Source organism: Paractinoplanes rishiriensis (assembly GCF_016862375.1).
GTDB classification, from domain to species: Bacteria; Actinomycetota; Actinomycetes; order Mycobacteriales; family Micromonosporaceae; genus Actinoplanes; species Actinoplanes rishiriensis.
In genome coordinates, this window is sequence record NZ_BOMV01000077.1 from 103,244 (window position 1) to 123,284 (window position 20,041).

At 71.6% G+C, this 20,041-nt stretch carries 12 protein-coding genes and 1 pseudogene; 5 read left to right on the forward strand and 8 right to left on the reverse strand.

Annotation, left to right across the window (positions count from 1 at the left end):
• Positions 1–21: 21 nt before the first annotated feature.
• Positions 22–2,115 carry a phage tail tip lysozyme gene (locus Ari01nite_RS36430; protein WP_203786915.1) on the reverse strand — a complete coding sequence of 698 codons (2,094 nt, stop codon included), beginning with the start codon at positions 2,113–2,115 and terminating at the stop codon, positions 22–24.
• A 394-nt stretch (positions 2,116–2,509) separates the two neighbouring features.
• Positions 2,510–3,856, reverse strand: a pseudogene (locus Ari01nite_RS51475) (ABC transporter transmembrane domain-containing protein); the annotation flags it as partial.
• A gap of 684 nt (positions 3,857–4,540) precedes the next feature.
• Between Ari01nite_RS51475 and Ari01nite_RS36440 the strand changes: the two are divergent.
• From Ari01nite_RS36440 to Ari01nite_RS36450, 3 genes are all read left to right on the forward strand, one after another.
• Positions 4,541–6,367: a glycosyl hydrolase gene (locus tag Ari01nite_RS36440; RefSeq protein WP_203786917.1), complete on the forward strand. Its 1,827-nt coding sequence runs from the start codon at positions 4,541–4,543 to the stop codon at positions 6,365–6,367.
• Positions 6,368–6,493: 126 nt separating this feature from the next.
• A complete protein-coding gene (locus tag Ari01nite_RS36445; protein ID WP_203786919.1) occupies positions 6,494–7,897 on the forward strand; it encodes a DUF11 domain-containing protein in 1,404 nt (467 codons plus the stop codon).
• Between the two features lie 36 nt (positions 7,898–7,933).
• Complete coding sequence (locus Ari01nite_RS36450) at positions 7,934–8,860, forward strand: hypothetical protein (protein WP_203786921.1); 927 nt, start codon at positions 7,934–7,936, stop codon at positions 8,858–8,860.
• A 12-nt stretch (positions 8,861–8,872) separates the two neighbouring features.
• Here Ari01nite_RS36450 and Ari01nite_RS36455 read toward each other — a convergent pair whose 3' ends face one another.
• The 3 genes from Ari01nite_RS36455 to Ari01nite_RS36465 form a co-directional block, all read right to left on the reverse strand.
• A complete protein-coding gene (locus Ari01nite_RS36455; RefSeq protein WP_203786923.1) occupies positions 8,873–9,298 on the reverse strand; it encodes a DUF732 domain-containing protein in 426 nt (141 codons plus the stop codon).
• A 41-nt stretch (positions 9,299–9,339) separates the two neighbouring features.
• Positions 9,340–10,446: a serine hydrolase domain-containing protein gene (locus Ari01nite_RS36460; protein ID WP_203786925.1), complete on the reverse strand. Its 1,107-nt coding sequence runs from the start codon at positions 10,444–10,446 to the stop codon at positions 9,340–9,342.
• An 86-nt stretch (positions 10,447–10,532) separates the two neighbouring features.
• Positions 10,533–11,693 carry a GTPase gene (locus Ari01nite_RS36465; RefSeq protein ID WP_203786933.1) on the reverse strand — a complete coding sequence of 387 codons (1,161 nt, stop codon included), beginning with the start codon at positions 11,691–11,693 and terminating at the stop codon, positions 10,533–10,535.
• A 107-nt stretch (positions 11,694–11,800) separates the two neighbouring features.
• On the opposite strand from Ari01nite_RS36465, the gene Ari01nite_RS36470 reads away from it, so the two are divergent.
• Positions 11,801–14,224, forward strand: coding sequence for an ATP-binding protein (locus Ari01nite_RS36470; RefSeq protein ID WP_203786935.1), 2,424 nt, complete (start codon positions 11,801–11,803; stop codon positions 14,222–14,224).
• Here the strand turns inward: Ari01nite_RS36470 and Ari01nite_RS36475 are convergent.
• From Ari01nite_RS36475 to Ari01nite_RS36485, 3 genes are read right to left on the reverse strand one after another with little or no spacing between them, the layout of a single operon-like run.
• The gene (locus Ari01nite_RS36475; RefSeq protein WP_203786937.1) at positions 14,212–15,999 is read right to left on the reverse strand and encodes an ATP-binding cassette domain-containing protein; all 1,788 of its coding nucleotides are present in this window, start codon (positions 15,997–15,999) and stop codon (positions 14,212–14,214) included. The genes Ari01nite_RS36470 and Ari01nite_RS36475 overlap by 13 nt on opposite strands.
• Positions 15,996–17,849, reverse strand: coding sequence for an ABC transporter ATP-binding protein (locus tag Ari01nite_RS36480; protein WP_203786945.1), 1,854 nt, complete (start codon positions 17,847–17,849; stop codon positions 15,996–15,998). Before Ari01nite_RS36480 ends, Ari01nite_RS36475 begins: the two co-directional genes overlap by 4 nt.
• Before the next feature lie 39 nt (positions 17,850–17,888).
• Entirely contained in the window at positions 17,889–19,202 is a 1,314-nt protein-coding gene (locus Ari01nite_RS36485; protein WP_203786947.1) for a pectate lyase family protein, read from the reverse strand.
• A gap of 148 nt (positions 19,203–19,350) precedes the next feature.
• Here Ari01nite_RS36485 and Ari01nite_RS36490 point away from each other — a divergent pair, with 148 nt between their 5' ends.
• The gene (locus Ari01nite_RS36490; protein ID WP_203786949.1) at positions 19,351–19,938 is read left to right on the forward strand and encodes a LysE family translocator; all 588 of its coding nucleotides are present in this window, start codon (positions 19,351–19,353) and stop codon (positions 19,936–19,938) included.
• Positions 19,939–20,041 lie beyond the last annotated feature (103 nt).

Sequence of the window (20,041 nt, forward strand, 5' to 3'; positions counted from 1 at the left end):
ACGCAGAGAATGCATTTCCGGCTACGGATGAGCGCGCCGGTACGCCGCCAGCGCGCGCTGCCCGAGTGCCCGCCGGCTGGCGAGCTCGCGCTGCACGGCAGGGTCGCCGGGCCGGCCGTGCACCACCACGGCGGGCACCTCGAAGCGCAGCAGCACGATGTCGGACGCCCGGTCCACGGTGACCGCCGGCGTGCGCAGCACCGCGTCCACCGCGCGGTAGTCCCGGCCCAGCTCGGTCACCAGGTAGTCCACCTGGGCCGCCAGATCGGACAGGATCGCCGGGCCGAGCCGGCGGCCGTTGACCACGTGCGTGAACAGCCCGGCGCGCCGCCGCGGGCTGGTCCACTGTGCCAGGCCGACGCCGGGCAACCGCGGGCCCCGGCCACCGGCCCGGTCGCGGTCCCGGATCTCCACCGGGGTGAACGTGCGCACCCGGCCGTCGAAGCCCTCGGCGCGCATCGGCGTGTTCTCGGCGCTGCCCTCGATCCGTTCCGGGATCACGCCGGACTCGGCCATCAGGTTGCCGACCAGGCCGGCCGCGCCGGCCACCGGATAGCGGTACCGCTGGACCAGCAGCCGCATCACCCGGACCGCCCGGGCGTCCCGCCCGACCGGCCCAGCGGTACCGGGCGCCGCGGTACCGGGTGCCGTGGTACCGGGTGCCATGGGGGTCCGGGCTCCGGTGGTGCTGATCACCGCGAAGAACGTGCCCTGCCGCCCGGCCGTGCTGAGCCGGCCGTCGGGCAGCGTGGTCAGCCATTTCTCGTCGACGGTCTGCCCGACGTTCCCGCCGATCACCCGGATCCGGCCCGGCCGGACCTCGGTGACGACGTCGCAGTGGGTCGCGCGGGTCTGCGGTTCGGCGATGTTGTCGTAGCCGGCGCCGCTGCCGGCCCGGGCGTTGCAGACCAGGTCGCCGACGCGCGGCGCGATCTCGGACACCCGGTACGCCCAGAACGGGTTGCCCGCCACGCCGCCGAGCCGGTTGCGGCGCGCCGCCCGGATGTAGGTCTGGTGGGCCGGCGAGTACGCGAAGTGGGCCCCGGCGCCGGCGGTCCGCATCACGTACGAGACGAACACCGCGCTCCACGGGTGATCCGCCTGGTAGGCGCTGCTCCGCAACTGCGCGTCGGTGACCGGCACCCCGACCCCGGTCCGGTAGTACTCGCGCAGAATCGGGCCGGCGGCGGGTGTTGTCTCGGTCAGCGCCGGCCCGCCGCCCGGCCGCCAGCGGCGGAACTCGGCCCGGGCCACCTGGGCGATCCGTTCGCTCAGCGTCGCCGCCGTACCGGGCCGGGCCGGTGCCGGGATGCCCAGCTCGCCCGTGGTCGCCGCGCCGGTGGCGGGCGCGGTGCCGGGCAGGTCGGCCGCCGGATCGGCGAGTAGCCGGCCGCCGTACGCGCCGGGAATGTCGTTGTGTGGCACGGTCGTGCACTCGACCCGGAAGCGGGCCGACCGGGGCACCGCCCGCGCCACCCGGAGGCTGTTGGCCGCGGTGCCCTCGCCCGGGCGGAAGAGCACGCGCATCGCGCCGTCGCCGCCGGCCGCGGCCTTCCGCCGGGCCCAGGCGATCAGCGGACCGGGATCGGTGTAGAGCGCGTCGAACGAGTGCACCTCGTCCGGATCGAGGTCGGCGAGGATGTGCATGAGGGCTGCGCCGCCGCCGGAATGCGCCGTGACGATCAGCCGGCCGCGGGTGGCGCCGGCGCCGGTGGCCGCGTTGAGGTGGCGGATCGCCTCGTCGGCCAGCGCGACCACGGCGCCGCGGCGGCGCAGCGCCGGGAAGCTGAAGCCGCGGCCGGAGCCGCCGCCGAAGAAGTGCCCGCGCGGCAGCACCGCCAGCGTGGGCGCCGGCCGCATGCCCAGGTCCAGGCCGCTGCTCGGGAGCTTGTCGCGGACCAGCCGCAGCGCCCGCCCGCGCGCGGAGTAGCCGTGCAGGTGCACCACCACGTCCACCCGCGCGCCGGCCGGCACCCGGTTCCAGCGCAGCACCAGATCGGGCGGGACGCCGGCGTGCCGGGCCAGTTGCGGCAGGCGCTCGACCACCAGCTGACCGGGTGCGCCGTGCCGGTGTGCGTCCGCGCGGTGTTCGAGCACCGCTGTCGAAGCCGTCATCGCTGACCCTCCTGCCGTTCGGTCTCCGCCGGACACAGCAAGAACCGGGCCAGCGCCGGGCGCGTACTGGTCCGGTTCTTGCTGCGGTGGCCGACCGCAGCGACCTGGAGGGAGTCACCGATGGACCGTGCGCGTGTGGTGTTCGTGCCGGGGATGATGGGATCGGCCCTGGTGGACCCGTCCGTTCCGGCCGGCGAGTGCGGGCGGATCCTGCGGTCCGGCCGTCTCGCGCAGCGCATCCTGGCGCTGCTCCCGGCGCATGGTGGTGCCCCCGCACCGGGACGCCGGCCGGCCTGGCCCGGCGCTCCGACCTCGGACCGGTGCTGGACTGGACGATGTCCAGGGCGTTGGCATCGCGCAGGGCGGCGTGCAGCCGCTCGTCGGAGATGTCGTCCAGGCCGTACGTGACGTTGTCCCGGATGGTGCCCTCGAACAGCACCGACTCCTGCGGCACCACCGAGACGAAGCGGCGGGCCGTGCGCAGGTCGAGCCCCTGCATGTCGGCGCCGTCCAGCAGGATCCGGCCGGTGCTCGGGCGGATGAAGCCGAGCACCAGGTTGAGCACCGTGGACTTGCCGGCGCCGGACGGGCCGACGAAGGCCACCGTCTCGCCGGGACGTATGTCCAGGTCGACGCCGGCCAGCGAGTCCCGGGTGGCGCCCGGATGCCGGTGGGTGACCTGGGCCAGGGTGACCCGGCCGGTGACCCCGTCCACCCTGCGCTTGCCCTCGTTGTGCTCCAGGTCGGGTTCCTGCAGCACCTCGGCGATCGAGCGCACCGACTCCACCCCGCGGGCCGCCACCGGGATCAGACCGAGCAGCTGGATGAGGCCCTGGGTGAGCAGTGCGAAGTAGGTCGAGAGCAGCACCACGTCGCCGGGGCTGATCGGCAGGGTGCCGGTCAGCGAGAACACCGCCGCGAGCGCCAGGCAGGCGACGCCGAGGAACTGCATGCTCACCCAGGACATCGACGCGGCCTGACCGTTGAGCATGTCCACCCGCAGCGCGGCACGGCGGACGCCCTCCACGCCGACGGCCACCCGGGACGCGGCGGTCTGCTCCAGGCCGTGCGCGCGGGTGACCGGGATGAGCGAGGCCATCTCGCCGACCCGGGCCGCGAAGCCCTCCATCTCGCGGCGGAACCGCTCGTTGCGCTGCCGCGCCCGGCGGCCCAGGGTGTGCCGGATCAGCAGGGCCAGCGGCACGGTCAGCAGATAGACCGGCAGGAACTGGGGCACCATGATCGCGGTCATCACGGCGGCGCCGGCCAGCACCATGACGGCCGACAACAGCGGGTGCGCCACCTGCTGGAGCATGAGCTCGATGTTCTCGACGTCGCGGACCACCTTGTTCTGCACGACCGACGAACTGGCCCGGGTGTGAAAGCCGATGGACAGGCTCTGCAGCCGCGCGGTCAGCCCGTTCCGCAGGTCGGCACCGGTGTCCCGGACGACCAGCATGAAGTTGCGCGTGTAGATCAGGTGGTTCGGATAGTTCTGCACGAGCAGCACGGCCGCCACCGCGAGCCAGGCCAGCACCGTGGTCACCTGGCCGCGCCGCGCCACGATATCGATGATCGCCGCGGTGATGACCGGCAACATCCAGAGCGGAACTTCCTTGAGCACGAACGCGCCGACCGCGATCGTGATACGCCACGGCCGCCGCCGCAGCAGCCGCATCAGCGAGAGGATCGGACGGGCCCCGTCAACGAGCGGGGGCGAGGAAAGCGCTTGCCCAGCCATTGTCAGGAGTCTAGTGAGAAATGCGGTCCGACCCGTGTGACGTGCGTGACGACCACCGAGCGGGTGCGGGGCTCGCACTGTCGTCGATGGAGCGATTTATCAGACCCCGGCATTGCCGCGACCCGAACATTTGCCGATGGCGGATCACCATCCCGGCCCGGTCGTCCCGTGAATCGGCAGCCGACCGGGCGCACTCCCGCCACCGGGCACCGCATGCCGGGATCCGCTGGCCACATCGTGAGCCCGTCCTGGACTGCGGACGATCATTCCACCCGCCGGGACGCCCCGGAGCAAAAGCCGCTTAACACCTTATAACGCGGCGCCACCGATAGATCGTGGCGAGTTTCCGTCCGACCGGACAGTCCGACCGGAACCCCAAATCCTCAAGGTCGCGACCCGGAGCCACCACCGCGCCACCGGGGGACGTTTACGGCAAAAGGCATGGACGAGCGCCGTACTGCCAGGGACTTGAGGTCCCAACTTCAAGACTTGCGACCCGGAGCGGCGATCAGCAGACGGCGGTGAAGGCGAAGCGCTGATCACGGGATGGATGTGGGGGCGGCCGAAGCGGATCGCCCGGCGCGCCCGATTCGGGCTACCGGTCCGTGACCTTGTGGTTACCCGTCCCACGTATTGAAGCTCGTGATTGTGTCGGACGGGGGTCGCGACGTACGGTCCTGTGCCATGCTGTCAAGAACCATGCGGCGCGCCCTGCCGATAGGTGCCGGCGCCGCCCTGCTCGTCGTGACCCTCGTCCGAGGATTCGCCCTCGACGCCTCGGCGGCCGAGACCCTCACCTACGAGGCGGAGGACGGTGTCCTCAACGGCACCGTCGTGGAGAGCAGCGCCGCGGGTTACTCCGGCACCGGTTATGTCACCGGCTTCGACACCGGGACCGACAGCGTCACCATCACGATCCCGGACAGCCCCGGCGGCCTGCACGACCTGACCGTGCGCTACCGCGGCCCGTACGGCCAAAAGGTTGCGAGTCTTCAGCTCAACGGTGCCGGGCTCGGCGACGTGACGCTGCCCGCGACGACCGAGTTCACCACCCTGCCGGCCGGCAAGGTGCTGCTGGCCGCCGGTGACAACACGGTCACCATCGTCAACAACTGGGGCTGGTACGAGATCGACGCGATCGGCGTGACCGCGTCCGCCGACCGGCCGCCGCACCAGGTGACCGGCGACCTGGTCAACCCGGACGCCTCGGCCGAGGCGAAGTCGCTGATGAAGTACCTGACCGCCAACTACGGCAAGTACATCCTCTCCGGCCAGCAGGACATGGCCAGCATCACCTGGGTCGAGCAGAACATCGGCAAGTCGCCCGCGGTCGGCGGCTTCGACCTGATGGACTACTCGCCCAGCCGGGTCGAGCGCGGCACCACCTCGCAGGAGGTGGAGAACATGGTGAACTGGGACGGCCGGGGCGGCATCAACACGCTGGCCTGGCACTGGAACGCGCCGAGCGGGCTGATCGACACCGAGGGCCACGAGTGGTGGCGCGGCTTCTACACCGACGCGACCACGTTCGACGTGGCGGCGGCACTGGCCGACAAGACCTCCACCGACTACCAGCTGCTGATCCGCGACATCGACGCGATCGCCGAGCAGTTGCAGCGCCTCGAGGACGCCAAGATCCCGGTGCTCTGGCGGCCGCTGCACGAGGCCGAGGGCGGCTGGTTCTGGTGGGGCGCCAAGGGCCCGGAGCCCACCAAGGAGCTCTGGCGGATCATGTACGACCGGATCACCGACCACCACGGCATCGACAACCTGATCTGGGTGTGGAACTCGAAGAGCCCGGCCTGGTACCCCGGTGACGACGTGGTGGACGTGGTGAGCATCGACTCGTACCCGCCGCAGGGCGACCACGGTGCCCTGTCCGGCGCCTACGACGAGCTGATCACCCTGGGCCAGGACCGGAAGCTGGTGGCGCTCGGCGAGGTCGGCGGCATCCCCGACCCCGACCTGCTGGAGACCTACCAGGCGCACTGGAGCTGGTTCGTCACCTGGTCCGGCAACTTCATCCAGGACGGCGTCACCAACCCGCGGGACCTGCTCACCAAGATCTACAATCACGAGTACGTGCTGACGCGTGACGAGCTCGGCGATTTCAAGAATTACGGCGGCTCAGCCCCGACGACGCCGCCCACCACGGAGCCGACCGTTTCGCCGACGACCCAGCCGACGACCCAGCCCACGACCCAGCCCACCGAGACCTGCACGGCCACCTACCGCGTGGTGGGACAGTGGGGCGGCGGCTGGCAGGGCGAGGTGACCGTGCGCAACAACGGCACCGCCGCCACCGCCGGCTGGACCGCAACGTGGACGCTGGCCGACGGCCAGTCGGTCACCCAGTCCTGGAACGCGGGCGTCGCCACCGCCGGAACCACGGTGACCGCGACCAACGCCACCTGGAACGGCGCGCTGGCCCCCGACGGCAGCGCCACTTTCGGTTTCCTCGGCTCGGGCCCGGCCGGCGCCGCCCCGGCGGTCACCTGCACGCTCCGCTAGCCGGCTTCCGGGGTCGGGGTCGGGGTCCGCGAGACTCCGGCCCCGCCCGCCGGATGTGGTCGATGTGGCGTCCGCCTCATCGGTGTGGTTCACTGCCTCGGCTGAACAGCCGGGGGAGGAGACGCCATGCGCCGCATCGTGGGTTCCGTGGTTCGGGTCGTTGCCGCCGCAGCGCTGATGATCGGCGTCTTCGCGACACCGGCGGCGGCCGAGCCGACCGGACCGCAGGACCTGGTGATCTCGCTGGAGCGGTCGACCGACTACCTGCTCTACCCGATCCGGCCGGACCTGGCCGTCGGCCGCACCGTTCTCACGCCGGCCTTCCGGGTGCGTCCGCTGTCTCATCCGGCCACCGACGTCGTGCTGACCATCGACCTGGCGCCGATGAAGGACAACGTCGAGGTCGTCGGCATCGGCTCCCGGTGTGCCCGCACCGGTGACACCGTCCGCTGTGAACTGGGCACCCTGGTCGCCGGCACCAGCGGCACGGTGGTTCAGCCGTTCAGCCTGCGCGCCGCGCCCGGTGCGCCGGCCGCCCCGGCCGGCCGCGTCGACATGACCGCCGCATCCACCGAGCCCAACATCCCGGGCGCCTCGTCCTGGGACGTCCGCGTGCTGCAGCCCGGCATCGACGCCCGCGTGGTCACCGAGGCGGAGCCGCTGCTGCCGGTGCCCACCCGCCCGGATTCCCACTATCTGTCGGTCATCGTGGTCAACGACGGCGACGTGTTGCTGAAGCAGCCCACCCTGACTTTCGAGATTCCGCGCGGGATCGCCGTGGCCGACCTCAACCACGACCGCACCTGCCGGGCCACTGGCGGCGTCCAGGTCGGTTTCCAGTACTGGGGCCCGGCCCGGGTGGACTGCCCGCTGCCCTTCGACGTCGAGCCCGGCGTCTGGTACATGATCTGGGAGGGCGGTTCCAGCCCGCCGCGCTTCTACGCGATGGCCGGCCCGGCCACACCGGGTCCCGCGCCCTACCCGGTGAAGGTCACGGTCACCCCGCAGGAACCGGACCTCGACCCGAGCGACAACCAGTCCACGGTGCCCTTCCGCGCCGCATCAAACAAAATCAATGCAGCCGTACGCGCTGCCGTGACGCGCGACGGCGACACGGCCACGGTGTCCTGGACGGTGACGAACCACGGCCCGTCCGACGCCACCGGCCGTACCGTGACCGTCACCGCCCCGGCCGGCACCGAACCGCTGCCCACCGCCGGGTGCACGGTGTCCGGGGCGAAGGCCACCTGCGTCTCGAAGGACTGGCTGCCCGCGAAGGAATCCGTGACCGGCACGGTGCCGCTGCGCATCACCGGCACCCCCGGCGGGGACGGCTCGGTCACCGTCGCCGGCACCGGCCCGTCCACCGAGACCAAGCCGGCCGACAACACGGCCCGGTTCGTCGTACCCTCCTCGGGAAATTCACCCACCCTGCCGATCACCGGCCCGTCAGGTCCCCTCGCGGCCGGCGCCGCGGCGGTCCTCACCGGCCTGATCCTGGTGCTGGTGGCCCGCCGCCGACGCACCTGACCCGCGGTTGTTGCACCGGCACTGCACAATGTGCTGGTGGAACCTCTGGCCTGGGTGATCGTGCTGGCGCTGACCGCCGTCGCGGTGGTGGCCGGCGTCCGGGAGGAACGCCGCGCCCGCCGGCAGCGCCGCTCCGTGGTCGCCGGCCGCGAGGTGCGGTACGGCCGTGGCACCGGCTACCGGCCCAGGTCGGCGCTGTGGACCGGCCTGCTGCTCGCGTGGTTCGGCACCAATGTCGCCGTGCTGCTGCTGTTCCTGCCGGTCGGGTGGCGGCCCGCCGCGATCACGGCGATCGCCGCGATCCTGCTGGCCGCGCTCTATTTCCTGCTCGACTACGCCCGGACCGATGTCGTCGAGGGCCGCGTGCTGGAACGCAAGATCCTGTACAGCGGCGAGGACAACTCGACCACCAACTACTGGATAGCCGTCGACGACGGCCGCCCCGGCCGGATCAGCGGCACCCCGGTCAGCCGCGACGACTACGCGCGGGTGGCGGCCGGCGCGCAGGTCCGCCTGCACCTGACTCCCCGGGGCCGCCAACTGAAAAGGCTGGAGATCCTCGAACTCCCCGCCCCGGCCCACGCCATTCCCACCGACCTGTGGATAACACCCGCCCAGGCCGCGACGGCGCTGGCCTCCCCGGTCGAGTTCGTCCCGGTGCCACCGGACGTGCCGAACACCCGGCGTTACCTCTACGTGCCGCCCGGCACCCCGGTGACGAACGGCACCACCCTGCCGCCGGCCCTGCACGTGACCGAGGCCTACGACCCCGAGGCGGCCGAGCAGGTGGCCCACCGCGCCGGTCGATCCGCCTGGCGGCACGGCGACCGGGGCGTGGTCCAGGCCGGCGCGACCTATCTGCTCAGCTGGGGACGGGGTGCGCTGGTGCTGCGCGGTCACGTCGACGTGAACGACGGCGGCGGGATCGGCCGGCTGGCGTACGGCCTCCGACCGCCCCGCTGAGTCGTCCGCCGGTCAGAATTCGTCGACGCGTCGCGCCTGCTCCGGACAGGTGAGATCGATGGCCAGCTTGATCAGCTCGCGGGCGGTGGCGTGGTCGGTCGCCCCGGCGTCGAGGGTGCCCAGCGACCGCGCGGCCGCCACGACGTCGTCGGCGTCCTTACCGGCGGCCAGGTCGGCGCAGGCCGCGTCGGCGATCGCCTGGATTTCCTCGTCCCGCCGGTCGAGGGCCACCTCGGGCAGCCGCGCCCGCACCACGTCCACGAAGGTGTCTGCTGCGGGTGCGGTGACTGCGGGTTCGGTGACTGGGGGTGAGGAAGCTGCCGCCGACGTCGCCGTGGGTGCCGGTGTCACCGGCCCGGAGCCGGAACCGCCGCCCGAGCAGCCGGCCAACGTGCTGACCCCGATCACCATGGCCACCAGGAGCCACCGTCCGCTCATCGCCGCCCTCTCCCAAGCTCAAGATCCCGAGCTCAGGCATCCTAACTCTGCGCAACCGCCCAGAAGGCCATGGCGAGGCCGAAGGCACGGAGGTCCCCGGTTGTCGTGCCGGACATCTTGTTCATGGCGTACGCGATCGTGGTGTGCGCGTCCATGTCGATGACGGCCAGCGAGCCGCCGTAGCCGCCCCAGTAGAGCGAATTCGGGTTGGGCAGGAAGCCGGAGTTCAGCGCGAAACCCAGCCCGAACCGGATCGGCACCCCGAGGATCAGGTCGACGCCCTCGGTCTGCGGTTCGAGCGCGCGCCGGCAGCCCGCCTCGGAGAGGAACCGCCGGCCCTGGGCCGTCCCGCCGTTCGCCAGGATGGCGTGGATGCGGGCCACCGCGCGGGCGTTGCCGATGCCGCCGACCGCGGGGATCTCCGCGGCCCGCCACTGCCGGGTCCGGGTGACGCCGACCTCCAGTTCGGGGTTGGTCGCCACGTTCACCTGCAGGGCGGTGCTGCCCTCGCCGCCCATCGGCGCCGGTCCCGGCGGCGCGATCAGGTCGGCGACCCGATGGTCCTCGGCGGCGGGCAGGCCGATGTGGAAGTCGGCACCCAGCGGCTCGGCGATCTCCTCGCGGAACACGGTGCCCAGCGACTTCCCGGTGATCCGCCGCACCACCTCGCCGACCAGGTAGCCCTGGGTCATGGCGTGGTAGCCGGACGCCGTACCGGGCTTCCAGGACGGCTCCTGGGCGGCCAGCAGTGCCGTCGCCTTCTCCCAGTCGTACAGGTCATGTCTGGTTATCGGCTCTTGCCAGCCACACAGCCCGGCCGAGTGACTCATCAGGTGCGCGACGGTGACCGCCTCCTTGCCCCCGGCCGCGAACTCGGGCCAGTAGCGCGCGACCGGAGCCGCGAAATCGAGCTCCCCACGGTCCGCCACCAGCAACGCCGTGAGTGCGGTCATGGTCTTGGTGGTCGAGTAGACCCCGACGATCGTGTCTTCACCCCATGGTCTCGTACGCTCTCCGTCAGCGAACCCGCCCCACAGGTCAACCACCGTCTCGCCGCCCACGGTCACACAGAACGACGCGCCCACGTCCTCGCCCCGGGCCAGGTTGTCCTCGAACGCGGCCCGCACACCCGCAAATCGCTCCGTCACCGGCCGATGATGGCCGACCCCACCCCGGCCGTCGATCCATTTACCGCAGCGGTGCCGGGGCGATCCGCCCCGGCACCGGCAGACTGTCAGGACTTGAGGAACCGGGTCAGGCGGGCGCGCAGCTCGGCCACCACCAGCGACTGCGCCTCGGCGGCGGACAACCGCCGGTTGGGGTCGTTGACCTGGCGCAGGGCCAGCGCGCACGCCTGGATGTACGCCTCACCGAGCGCCCCGGTCATGGTCGCGGCGATGGTGCCGTTGATCGCCGTGCCGGCCACCGGGATGAAGGTCAGCAGGGCTTTGGACAGGGACCGGCCGGCGTTCATCGTCGCCAGTACGGGCAGGACCGCCCGGGCCATCGACTCCTTGTCGATGTTGAGGCCCATGGCCACCTGGATGCGGGCCAGCATGGCGATCTGCAACGTGGACAACGGTCCGGAGTCGAGGATCGGCAGTGGCACCGCCCCGATCAGAGCGGCTACGCCGGTAGCCCAGGCGACGACCTTGCGGGCCTCCGTGATCTTCAGTTCGATCCGGACCGCCTGGCCGCGGGCGAACGAGCGCTTCTTCGCGTTCGGCAACTCCTGATAGATCGCTTCGACCAGCTCGCCCAGCCCGGACGGCGGCACCCAGGCCGGCCCGAACCGGCGACCCTGGGCGAGCACGCGCATCGGCCGGCCGCCGACGATCGGGAGATTGCGTGCCCCGATGTCCTTGATGAAGGCGACGGATTGGGTGTCGGTCGCGTCGCTGTAGCACTGGGTCAGGACGAGGAACACCGGCATGGTGGCCGCCAGGTCGGTGATGATCTTCTCCTCGAAGTCCAGCAGCCGCCATGATCCTTCGTTGACGCAGTAGAGGGCGACATCCACGAACTCGTCGTCGTCGCGGAGGTACTGCTCCCGAATGATCTTCGAAATGCGGGCGGACGTCCCGTCGACGTTCTCGCCGAGCTCGATGCCGCGCGAGTCGAAGAACCGGATCGGTACCCCCGGTTCGGTGTATTCGTCGACGGTCATGGTCACCGGCCGGCCCACCCCGACCGGCGCCACCTCGTGGCCGATGACGCCGTTGATCATCGTGCTCTTGCCGACCCCGGCCATCCCGGTGAGCAGGACATTGACCTTGGGCTGATCGGTCGCCTCGGCCTGCGCCTGCTGCCCGTAGACGTCGTCGTTCGACATCGACCGCCAGCCCCGGGGCAAGGTGCTGGTCAGCGCGTCCAGAAATGCTTCGTTCACGGCCATGATCTCCCTGCTTTCTCGTCGTTCGGGCTCTCCTTCCAGGGTTGTTGTCGATCGACGGTGTCCAGTGGAAAGTGGGACAAGCCGATGTGGAGGGTGGGAGACATCCAGTGACGCTGGGCCGGGCCAGGACGGAGCTCAAGTCCTTTGTCGACCTGCTGCAAGGCGTGCGGGAGAGGGTGGGTAAACCCACCTTCCGCGAGATCGAGAAGTTCAGTGCAGGTCACCGTCGCCCGCTGGCGAAGTCGACGATCGCCAACAAACTGAAGCTCCAGTCGCCACCGGACTGGGATTTCGTCGACGCGTTCCTGCTGAGCTGCGAGTGCTACGCGCGGACCGCCAAGGGCAGGGCGCTCACACCGTCCGACAGCACGGTGATCCGGGACCCGGATACCCGAGAGCTGACCTTCGACCGGGCCCGGTGGCGGCGACGCCACGACCGCACCTTGGCGATCCTCGAGAAGCAACACGAGGACGACCGTTTCGCGGCACAGGCCAAGCTCGAGCGGGACCGCCGGCTGCTGCCCGAGCAGCTTCCGCCGCATACCCGGCGGTTCACCGGCCGCGGACGCGAACTGGACGATCTTGACCGGCTGCTCGGCCTCGCCGGGCAAACCGACGAATCAGGTGAGATCTGCGTCGTCCACGGCACCGCGGGCGTTGGCAAGACGGCGCTCGCCGTCCGCTGGGCGCACCGGGTGAGCAAGCGTTTCCCCGACGGTCAGCTCTACGTGAACCTGCAGGGATTCGACCCGCACGGCGCGCCACTGCTGCCGGCGCAGGCGCTGCGCGGCTTCCTGGACGCGTTCGGAGTGCCCCGGGACCGCCTGCCGGCGACGGTGGCGGACCAGGCAAAGCTGTTCCGCAGCCTGGTGTCGGAACGGAAGGTACTGGTCGTGCTCGACAACGCCGCGAGCGTCGAGCAGGTCCGGCCGTTGCTGCCCGGCTCGTCGCCGTGCCGGGTGCTGATCACCAGCCGGGTCCGGCTCACCGGCCTGGTGGCCAAGGAGGGAGCCACCGAGCTGAGGGTCGCGCCGTTCCCGGCCGGCGACGCGGGAGATCTCGTCGCCCGGCACGTCCGCGACGAGCGCGTCGAGCGGGAACCCGGCTCGGTGGCGGAGATGGGCCGGCTCTGCGCCTACCTTCCACTGGCGATCTGCGTGGTCGCCGCCCGGGCCCGCAGCCGCCCGGAGCTGCGGCTCGCCGACGTGGTCGCCGAGCTCAACGACGAGGCGACCGCCCTGTCCGCCGTGCAGACCGGTGACGACATCGAGTCCGACGTGCGCGCGGCCTTCTCCTGGTCCTATCGCTACCTGTACGGCCCGGCTGCCCGCCTGTTCCGCCTGCTGGCCACGCACCCCGGCCCGGACATCACGGTGACGGCCGTCGCGAGCCTGTTCGCGGTGGATCTCGCCACCGCCCGCTCGCTCCTCGATGATCTTGCCGCGGTCGAGCTGATCGAGGAGCACGTGCCCGGCCGCTTCGCCTTCCACGACCTTCTCCGCCTGTACGCCACCGAACTCGGCCGGGACCATGATTCCGCCGCCGAACGGGCCGCGACGCGTGGCCGTACCTACGACCACTACCTGCACTCGGTGCACGCGGCAGCCCTCGCCTGGGATCCGCATCGCGATCCGCTGCCGCTGTCCGACCCCTTGCCCGGGGTCCGGCCGGACGACGTCGACGAGAGTCACACCGCATTGAGCTGGCTGAGCCGGGAGTACGCCGTCCTGCTGGCCGTCGCCCGGCAGAGCGGCGAGCGGGCGTGGCCGATCGTCTGGTGCCTCGTCGACTTCATGCACCGGCAGGGACACTGGACCGACGGCGGGCCGGTGCTGCGCGAAGCGGCCGCGGCGGCGGCCCGGGTGGGCGACACCGAGGGCCAGGCCCGGATGGAACGTGGCCTTTCCGGCCTGGCGGCGGTACGCCGGGACCGGGCGGCGGCCCAGCACCATCTCCAGACCGCGATGGCGTTGTACACCGCCGCCGGCGACGAGCTGGGACAGGCGCACGTATACCTGGAACTCGCCAAGCTGTCGGCGGAGCCCGAGGCGGCACTCGATGACGCCGAGCGGTCGTTGCGGTGCTATCGGGCCGCCGGCTCGGCACCGGGGGAGGGCAACGCGCTCAACGCCGTCGGGTGGTTCCATGCCCAGCTCGGTCACCTGGACCGAGGACTGGCCTGCTGCACCGGGGCGCTCCGGATCCTGGAGCCGCTGGACGACGTCGCGGGCCTGGGCGCCGTTCTGGACAGCCTCGGCTACATCTACGGGCAGCTGGGCCGGCACGACGAGGTCGACCGCTACTACCGGCAGGCGCTCGCACTTTTCGAACGCTCGGACGACCCCGTCATGCAGGCCGACACGCTGGAACACATCGGCGCCAACCTCCGCGCGGCGGACCGGCCGGACGAGGCACGGGCCGCCTACGAGCAGGCGATCCCGCTATACGAGCAGGTCGAGCGTTACGCCGAGGCGGAGGCCGTACGTCTGCTTCTCGACGAATTCGACCGAGAGCGGCGTCACGGGGCGTAGGCGGCGGCCTGCATGGTGTAGAGCTTGGCGTACTCGCCGCCGGTGGCCAGCAGGTCGGCGTGGCTGCCCTGTTCGAGGATGGTGCCGTGGGACAGGACGACGATGTGGTCGGCCATGTGGACGGTGGAGAAGCGGTGCGAGATGAGCAGGGTGACGGTGCCCGTCTCGGCGGCGGCGCGGGTGTGGGTGGTGAACCGTTCGAAGAGGTCGTGCTCGGCCTGCGGGTCGAGGGCGGCGGTGGGCTCGTCGAGCACCCGGAGCAGCGGGCGTTGCCGCATCAGGGCGCGGGCCAGGGCCAGCTTCTGCCACTGGCCGTGGGCGAGTTCGGCGCCGTCGAAGTGGCGGCCGAGCTGGGTGGCCGCGCCGTTCGGCAGGGCGGCGATGATCTCGGTGGCGCCGGCCTGCTCGACGGCGGTGCGGATGGCGGCGGAGTCGTGCAGCCGGGGCAGGTCGCCGATGCCGACCGTTTCGCCGGCCGGCAGCTGCGGTTTGGCGAAGTCCTGGAAGGCGCCGGTGGCCACGGCGGCCCACCGCGCCGGGTCGATGGTGGCGAGTGGCCGGCCGTCCACCGTGATGCTGCCGGAGGTCGGCGTGTAGAGGCCGGTCAGGAGTTTGACCAGGGTGGTCTTGCCGGCGCCGTTCACGCCGACGACGGCCACCACCGCGCCGGGCGGCAGGTGCAGGTCGATGCCGGTGAGGGTGGGCGCGCCGCTGCCGGGATAGGTGAAGCCGATGCCGGTCATCGTGATGCCGTCGGTGAGTCGTTCCGGTGCGGCGTCCCCACCGGTGGGATGCGCCGCGGCGTACGTCTTCAGCCAGCGGTAGTGGTCGGTGATCCGGCCCGCCTCGGCCAGCCGGACGATGCCGAACATGGTCGAGGTGATCTGCTCCCGGAGCCGGCTGGCGAGCGTGATGATCAGGATGATGTCGCCCGCGCTGGCCCTCCCGTCCACGGCCAGCGCGGCGACGACGCCGACCGCGGCCGTGAAACCGGCGGTGAAGACGGTCCATCCGGCGAAGCGCCAGGCGGCCGCGCGCCAGCGTGCGCCGACCTCGGTCCGCATCGCGGCGTCCCAGGTCGTGCGGGCGCGGCGGCTCAGTTCCGGGCCGCTGCCGGCGGTGCGGATCTCCTTGCCGGGCACCGGCTGGACGCACAGGTCGTGCAGGGCCTGTTCGCGGCGGGCCAGGCCGCTGGTGGCGTCCATCGCCCGGCGGACCAGGCGGTTGGCCCGGTTGCCGAGGACGAGCGGGGCGGCACCGGCCAGGGCGAGCAGGGCGAGGGCGGGGTGGACCCCGGCCAGCAGCCAGATGCTCAGGCTCAGGCTCAGCACCGACGCGGCGGTCTGGGCGAGGACCTGGGTGGAGACGGCGAGGGCGCGGGTGCCGCTGGCGCCGCCGCTGCGCAACATGGCGAGGCGGTCGAGGTAGTCCGGTCGTTCCAGGTGCTCGATGGTCGGCACGGCGGAGGTGGCGGCGAGGATGTCGTGGTTGATGATGACCTCGGCGCGGTCGCTGATGTCGTCGCGCAGGTGCACCTCCAGCTGCGCGGACACCGACAGGGCGGCGTGCGCGACCGCGCCCAGCGCCGCGGCGGCGACGATGCCCCGGGTGATGTCGGCGATGGCGTTGTCGACCAGCCAGCGCTGGGTGAGCCCGATCAGCGCGACGGAGACCGCCTTCGTCGCCACCAGCAGCACGAACCACAGCATCGTGGTGCGGCCGGCGCGGGCCGACACCGCGATCATCTCGCCGAGTACCTGCAACCGTGCTCTCACGCGTCCTCCGCCACGTCGGCGAACCGGGCGGCCTGGAGCCGGAAGAGCCGTGCGTACTCGCCGCCCCGGGCGAGCAGTTGCGCGTGGCTGCCCGACTCGGTGATCCGGCCGTCCTGCAGGAACACGATCCGGTCGGCGTGCCGGACCGTGGACAGGCGGTGGGAGATCAGGACGATCGAGACGCCGTGGATGTCGCGCACGATCTGATCGAAGAACGCCGCCTCCGCGCGTACATCCAAATGGGCCGTTGGTTCGTCGAGAACCAGAACCTGCCGGCCGCACTCGACCGCGAACATCGCCCGGGCGATCGCCAGCCGTTGCCATTGCCCACCGGAGAGGTCCATGGCGCCCGCCGATCCGTGCGCCAGCGACGTGTCCAGCCCTTCCGGCAGCCGGCCCAGGTGCTCGAGCAGGCCGGACCGTTCGGCCATGGCGGCCACGGCCTCGGCGTCGGCGAGGTGCTCCGGCGCGGCCAGGCCGATGTTGTCGGCGACCGACGCGGGGTAACGCACGAAGTCCTGGTACACCACCGCGAGACGCCGCCGCCACGCCCGGATCTGCGCGTCGGAGTGGTCGTGCAGCGCGGTGCCGTCGATGAGCACCCGGCCGGAGGTGGGCTGGTACAGGCCGGCGAGCAGCTTCATCATCGTGGTCTTGCCGCTGCCGTTGCGGCCGACGACGGCGACCACCTCGCCCGCGCCCAGGGTCAGGTCGAGACCGTCCAGGGTGGGCCTGGAGGCGCCGGGATAGGTGAAGCTGACCCCCGAAAAGCAAACGACAGGAGGCGTACGGGGTGCCCGCCCGGCGACGTCATCGGCCGGCGCCGCGGTGTCGTGCGGCGCGTAGCGGGCGTGCAGGCGGTCCAGCGCCCGGACCGCGCCCAGTCCGTAGGCGAAGTCGGACGACTCCCACCAGCCCTGACTCGCGGCCAGCACACCCCACATCGCGACCAGGAACGTGACGAGCGCCTGCGCGCTGATCTCCCCGGACGCGGCGGCCAGCCCGAGCATCGACAACCCGGCGAACGCCGCGGCACCGGACACCAGCATCGGCAGCACCTGGCGCCGGGCGAGGTCGCGGCGCAGCTGCCAGATCGGCGCGGCCCAGGACAACGCCTCCCGGTCGCGGTGCTCGGTGGCCCATCGCCCGAGGCCGAACAGCCGTACCTCCTTGGCCATCTCCGGCCCGACCGCGAGGTCGGCCCAGGACTCGACCCGCCGCCGCAGGTTGACGCGCGAGTCCACGAGCCGGGTGAACCCGCCCCACTGCTGCTGCGCCAGGCTGCGGACCCACAGCGCCGAGACGAGGAACCCGGCCGCGAGCGGCACCGAGAAGCCGGCCAGCACCACGGTCGCCCCGATCGGCCCGAGAAACCACGACGCCAGCCGGAGCAGCCCGACCGCGGTCGCGCCCGGCGTCCGCGCCGCCTGGTGGTAGCCGCCGGCGTCCCACAGCCGGAACAGGTCGTTCTGAACCGCCGGATCCTCCAGGTGACCGAGCCCGGCCGGCGCCAGCGTGAGCTCCCGGACCCGGGCGCGAACGACCCCGTCGATGCGCCGGGCCACCGAGACACCCAGCGGCTCCGTGCTGACCTCGGCGGCGTGCCCCACCAGGAGCAGCAGGGCGAGCAGGACCACCGGAGCCCAGATCGCGTGCGGCTGGCCGGCGACGACCTGACCCACCAGCCAGCCGCTGACCAGGGCCAGCGCCGTCGGCACCAGCGCACTGACGACCAGGAGCAGGCCGAGCACGGCAACCCGCCCGCCGCCGGCCAGCATGAGCAACCGCAGGAGGCCGTGCCGCTCGGTCACCAGCCGGCGCAGCGCCGGCAGCAAGGATCGTCCGGGCACACCGGCACGCTGACACAACGGCAGGCCTCGATCAAGGCGTTAACGCGCCAGGCTGTTCAGGTAGTTCTCCACGTTGGTGTAGCCGTTGGCGGCCGCCGCCGAGCCGTCGGCGGCGTTGGCCGGATTGAGGCCGTTGGCCTGTTCCCAGGCGTCCGGCATGCCGTCGCGGTCGCCGTCGGCGGGGGCCGTGCCGCCGGCCAGCGAGCCGAAGCCGCCGACCGCCGCGGGGTCGGTGATGATGCTGCCGGACTGGCCGGTGACCGAGCCGATCACGCGCCGGTCGACGGAATCGCGGCGCAGCGAAGCGCCGGCCGAGTCGATCACGGCCTGGTAGGCGGCCGCGGCGCTGACGTCGGGCGCGGCCGGGAAGGCGTGCGGGGCCGACTCCAGGACCACGGTGCCCAGCTCGGCCGTGGTGAGCTCACGGCCGTTGAGCGCGCCGTTCTTGTCCGGGTCGTAGACGTTGCCGCGGGCGTACATGTGGAAGTTGGTGTTGCCTCTGGTGAATGGACCGCCGGTGCCGGTCGACGGGCCCTTGATGAAGTAGTTGCCGACGACGTTGGCATAGCTGAGCCCGGCCGAATCGCCCTGGATGTAGGCGTCCGACCCCCAGTTGTAGACCACGTTGTTGACGAACTGGTTGCGGCCCTTGACCTTCGGGTTGCGGGTCTTGTTGTGCGCGTACAGGTTGCGGTACAGCGTCACCCCGTCGCTCTGGATCAGTCCGCCGCACGAGTGCGGGTCGAGGCCCTCCGAGATGATCGAGTTCTGCACGGTGATGTTGACGCTGCTGTTGATCGAGAAGTTCTCGTCGCGTCCCCACGACACCGACACGTGATCGAAGATCAGGTTGCTGCCCTCGTTGATCGTGACGCCGTCCCGGTTCTGGTTCGGCGTCAGACCGTGCCGGAAGCGCATGTACCGCACGATCACGTTGTCCCGGTTGGAGAGCGAGACCTGATAGCCGGTGGTGCCGATGCCCTCGCCCGGCGCGGTCTGCCCGGCCACCGTGATGTTGCTCGCGAGGGCCAGCGGCGACTGGAGGTTGATGTAGCCGCCGACGTCGAACACCACGATCCGGTTGCCCTGGCTCACCGCGTCCCGGAACGAGCCGGCGCCGCTGTCGTTGAGATTCGTCACGTGATAGACCGTGCCGCCGCGCCCGCCGGTGACCGCGGCGCCGAACCCGACCGCACCGGGGAAGGCCGGGGCCGCCGCGAGGGGCAGAGCCGTACCGGAAACCTGCTGCGCGGAGGCCGACGGCAGAACCGTCAGGGTGAGCCCGCCGAGCACGCACGCGACGCTGCCGGCGACGACGGGAAGCCGCCACCCGCGGAATACTGGCTGTGACACCTGACGATCCTCTCCTCGGGTAACCGGCGGTTGTTAAATCTATGACCTTCAATACGTTGCGGTCAATTTCCCCGCCTTCGATGAGTTTGATCGGTGCCGGCGGTCCATCCCGGTAGTAGCCGTCTTCGGCGCCACTTTGGGGGACACCATGACCGGTCGGATGCTCGCCTTCATGCTCGCGTCGCTGACGCTCATCGCGATCCCGGGCCCGAACATGATCTTCATCGTGACCCGCTCGGCGGCGCACGGGCTGCGCAGCGGCGTGGCCTCCGCGTTCGGGGTCGAGACCGGCACCCTGGTGCAACTCGCCCTGGTCGGTGCGGGCCTGGCCACCCTGGTCGCGGCGTCCCCGCTGGCGTTCGCCGCCATCAAGTACGCGGGCGTCGGATACCTGGCCTACATCGGCTTCCGCGCCCTGTGCAGCGCGCGGAAGCCGGCGGCGGCCGGCGCTCCGCCGGCCCCGCGGCGACGGCTGTTCCTGGACGGCGTCCTGGTCAGCGCGCTCAACCCCAAGGTCGCGCTGTTCTTCCTGGCGTTCCTGCCCCAGTTCGTCCGCTCGCCGGGCGAGTTGCCGGCGTTCGGCGCGGTTTTCATCGCCCTGGGCCTTGCCGTCGACATCGCCACCTGTTTCGCCGCCACCGCGATCGGCCGCTGGCTGCGCATCCGATCGGGCGGGAGCCGCGTGGTCGGTTCCATCTACCTCGGTCTGGGCGTGTTCACGGCGGTCTCCGCCTGAGCCCGGCCCGGTCACCGGCCGCGGACGAATTGGCAAAGACGCCGATCGATACTAGTGGGGTGCTGGCGGTAGAGTGTGGGACGGTTTCTCCAGCGGGCCTGAC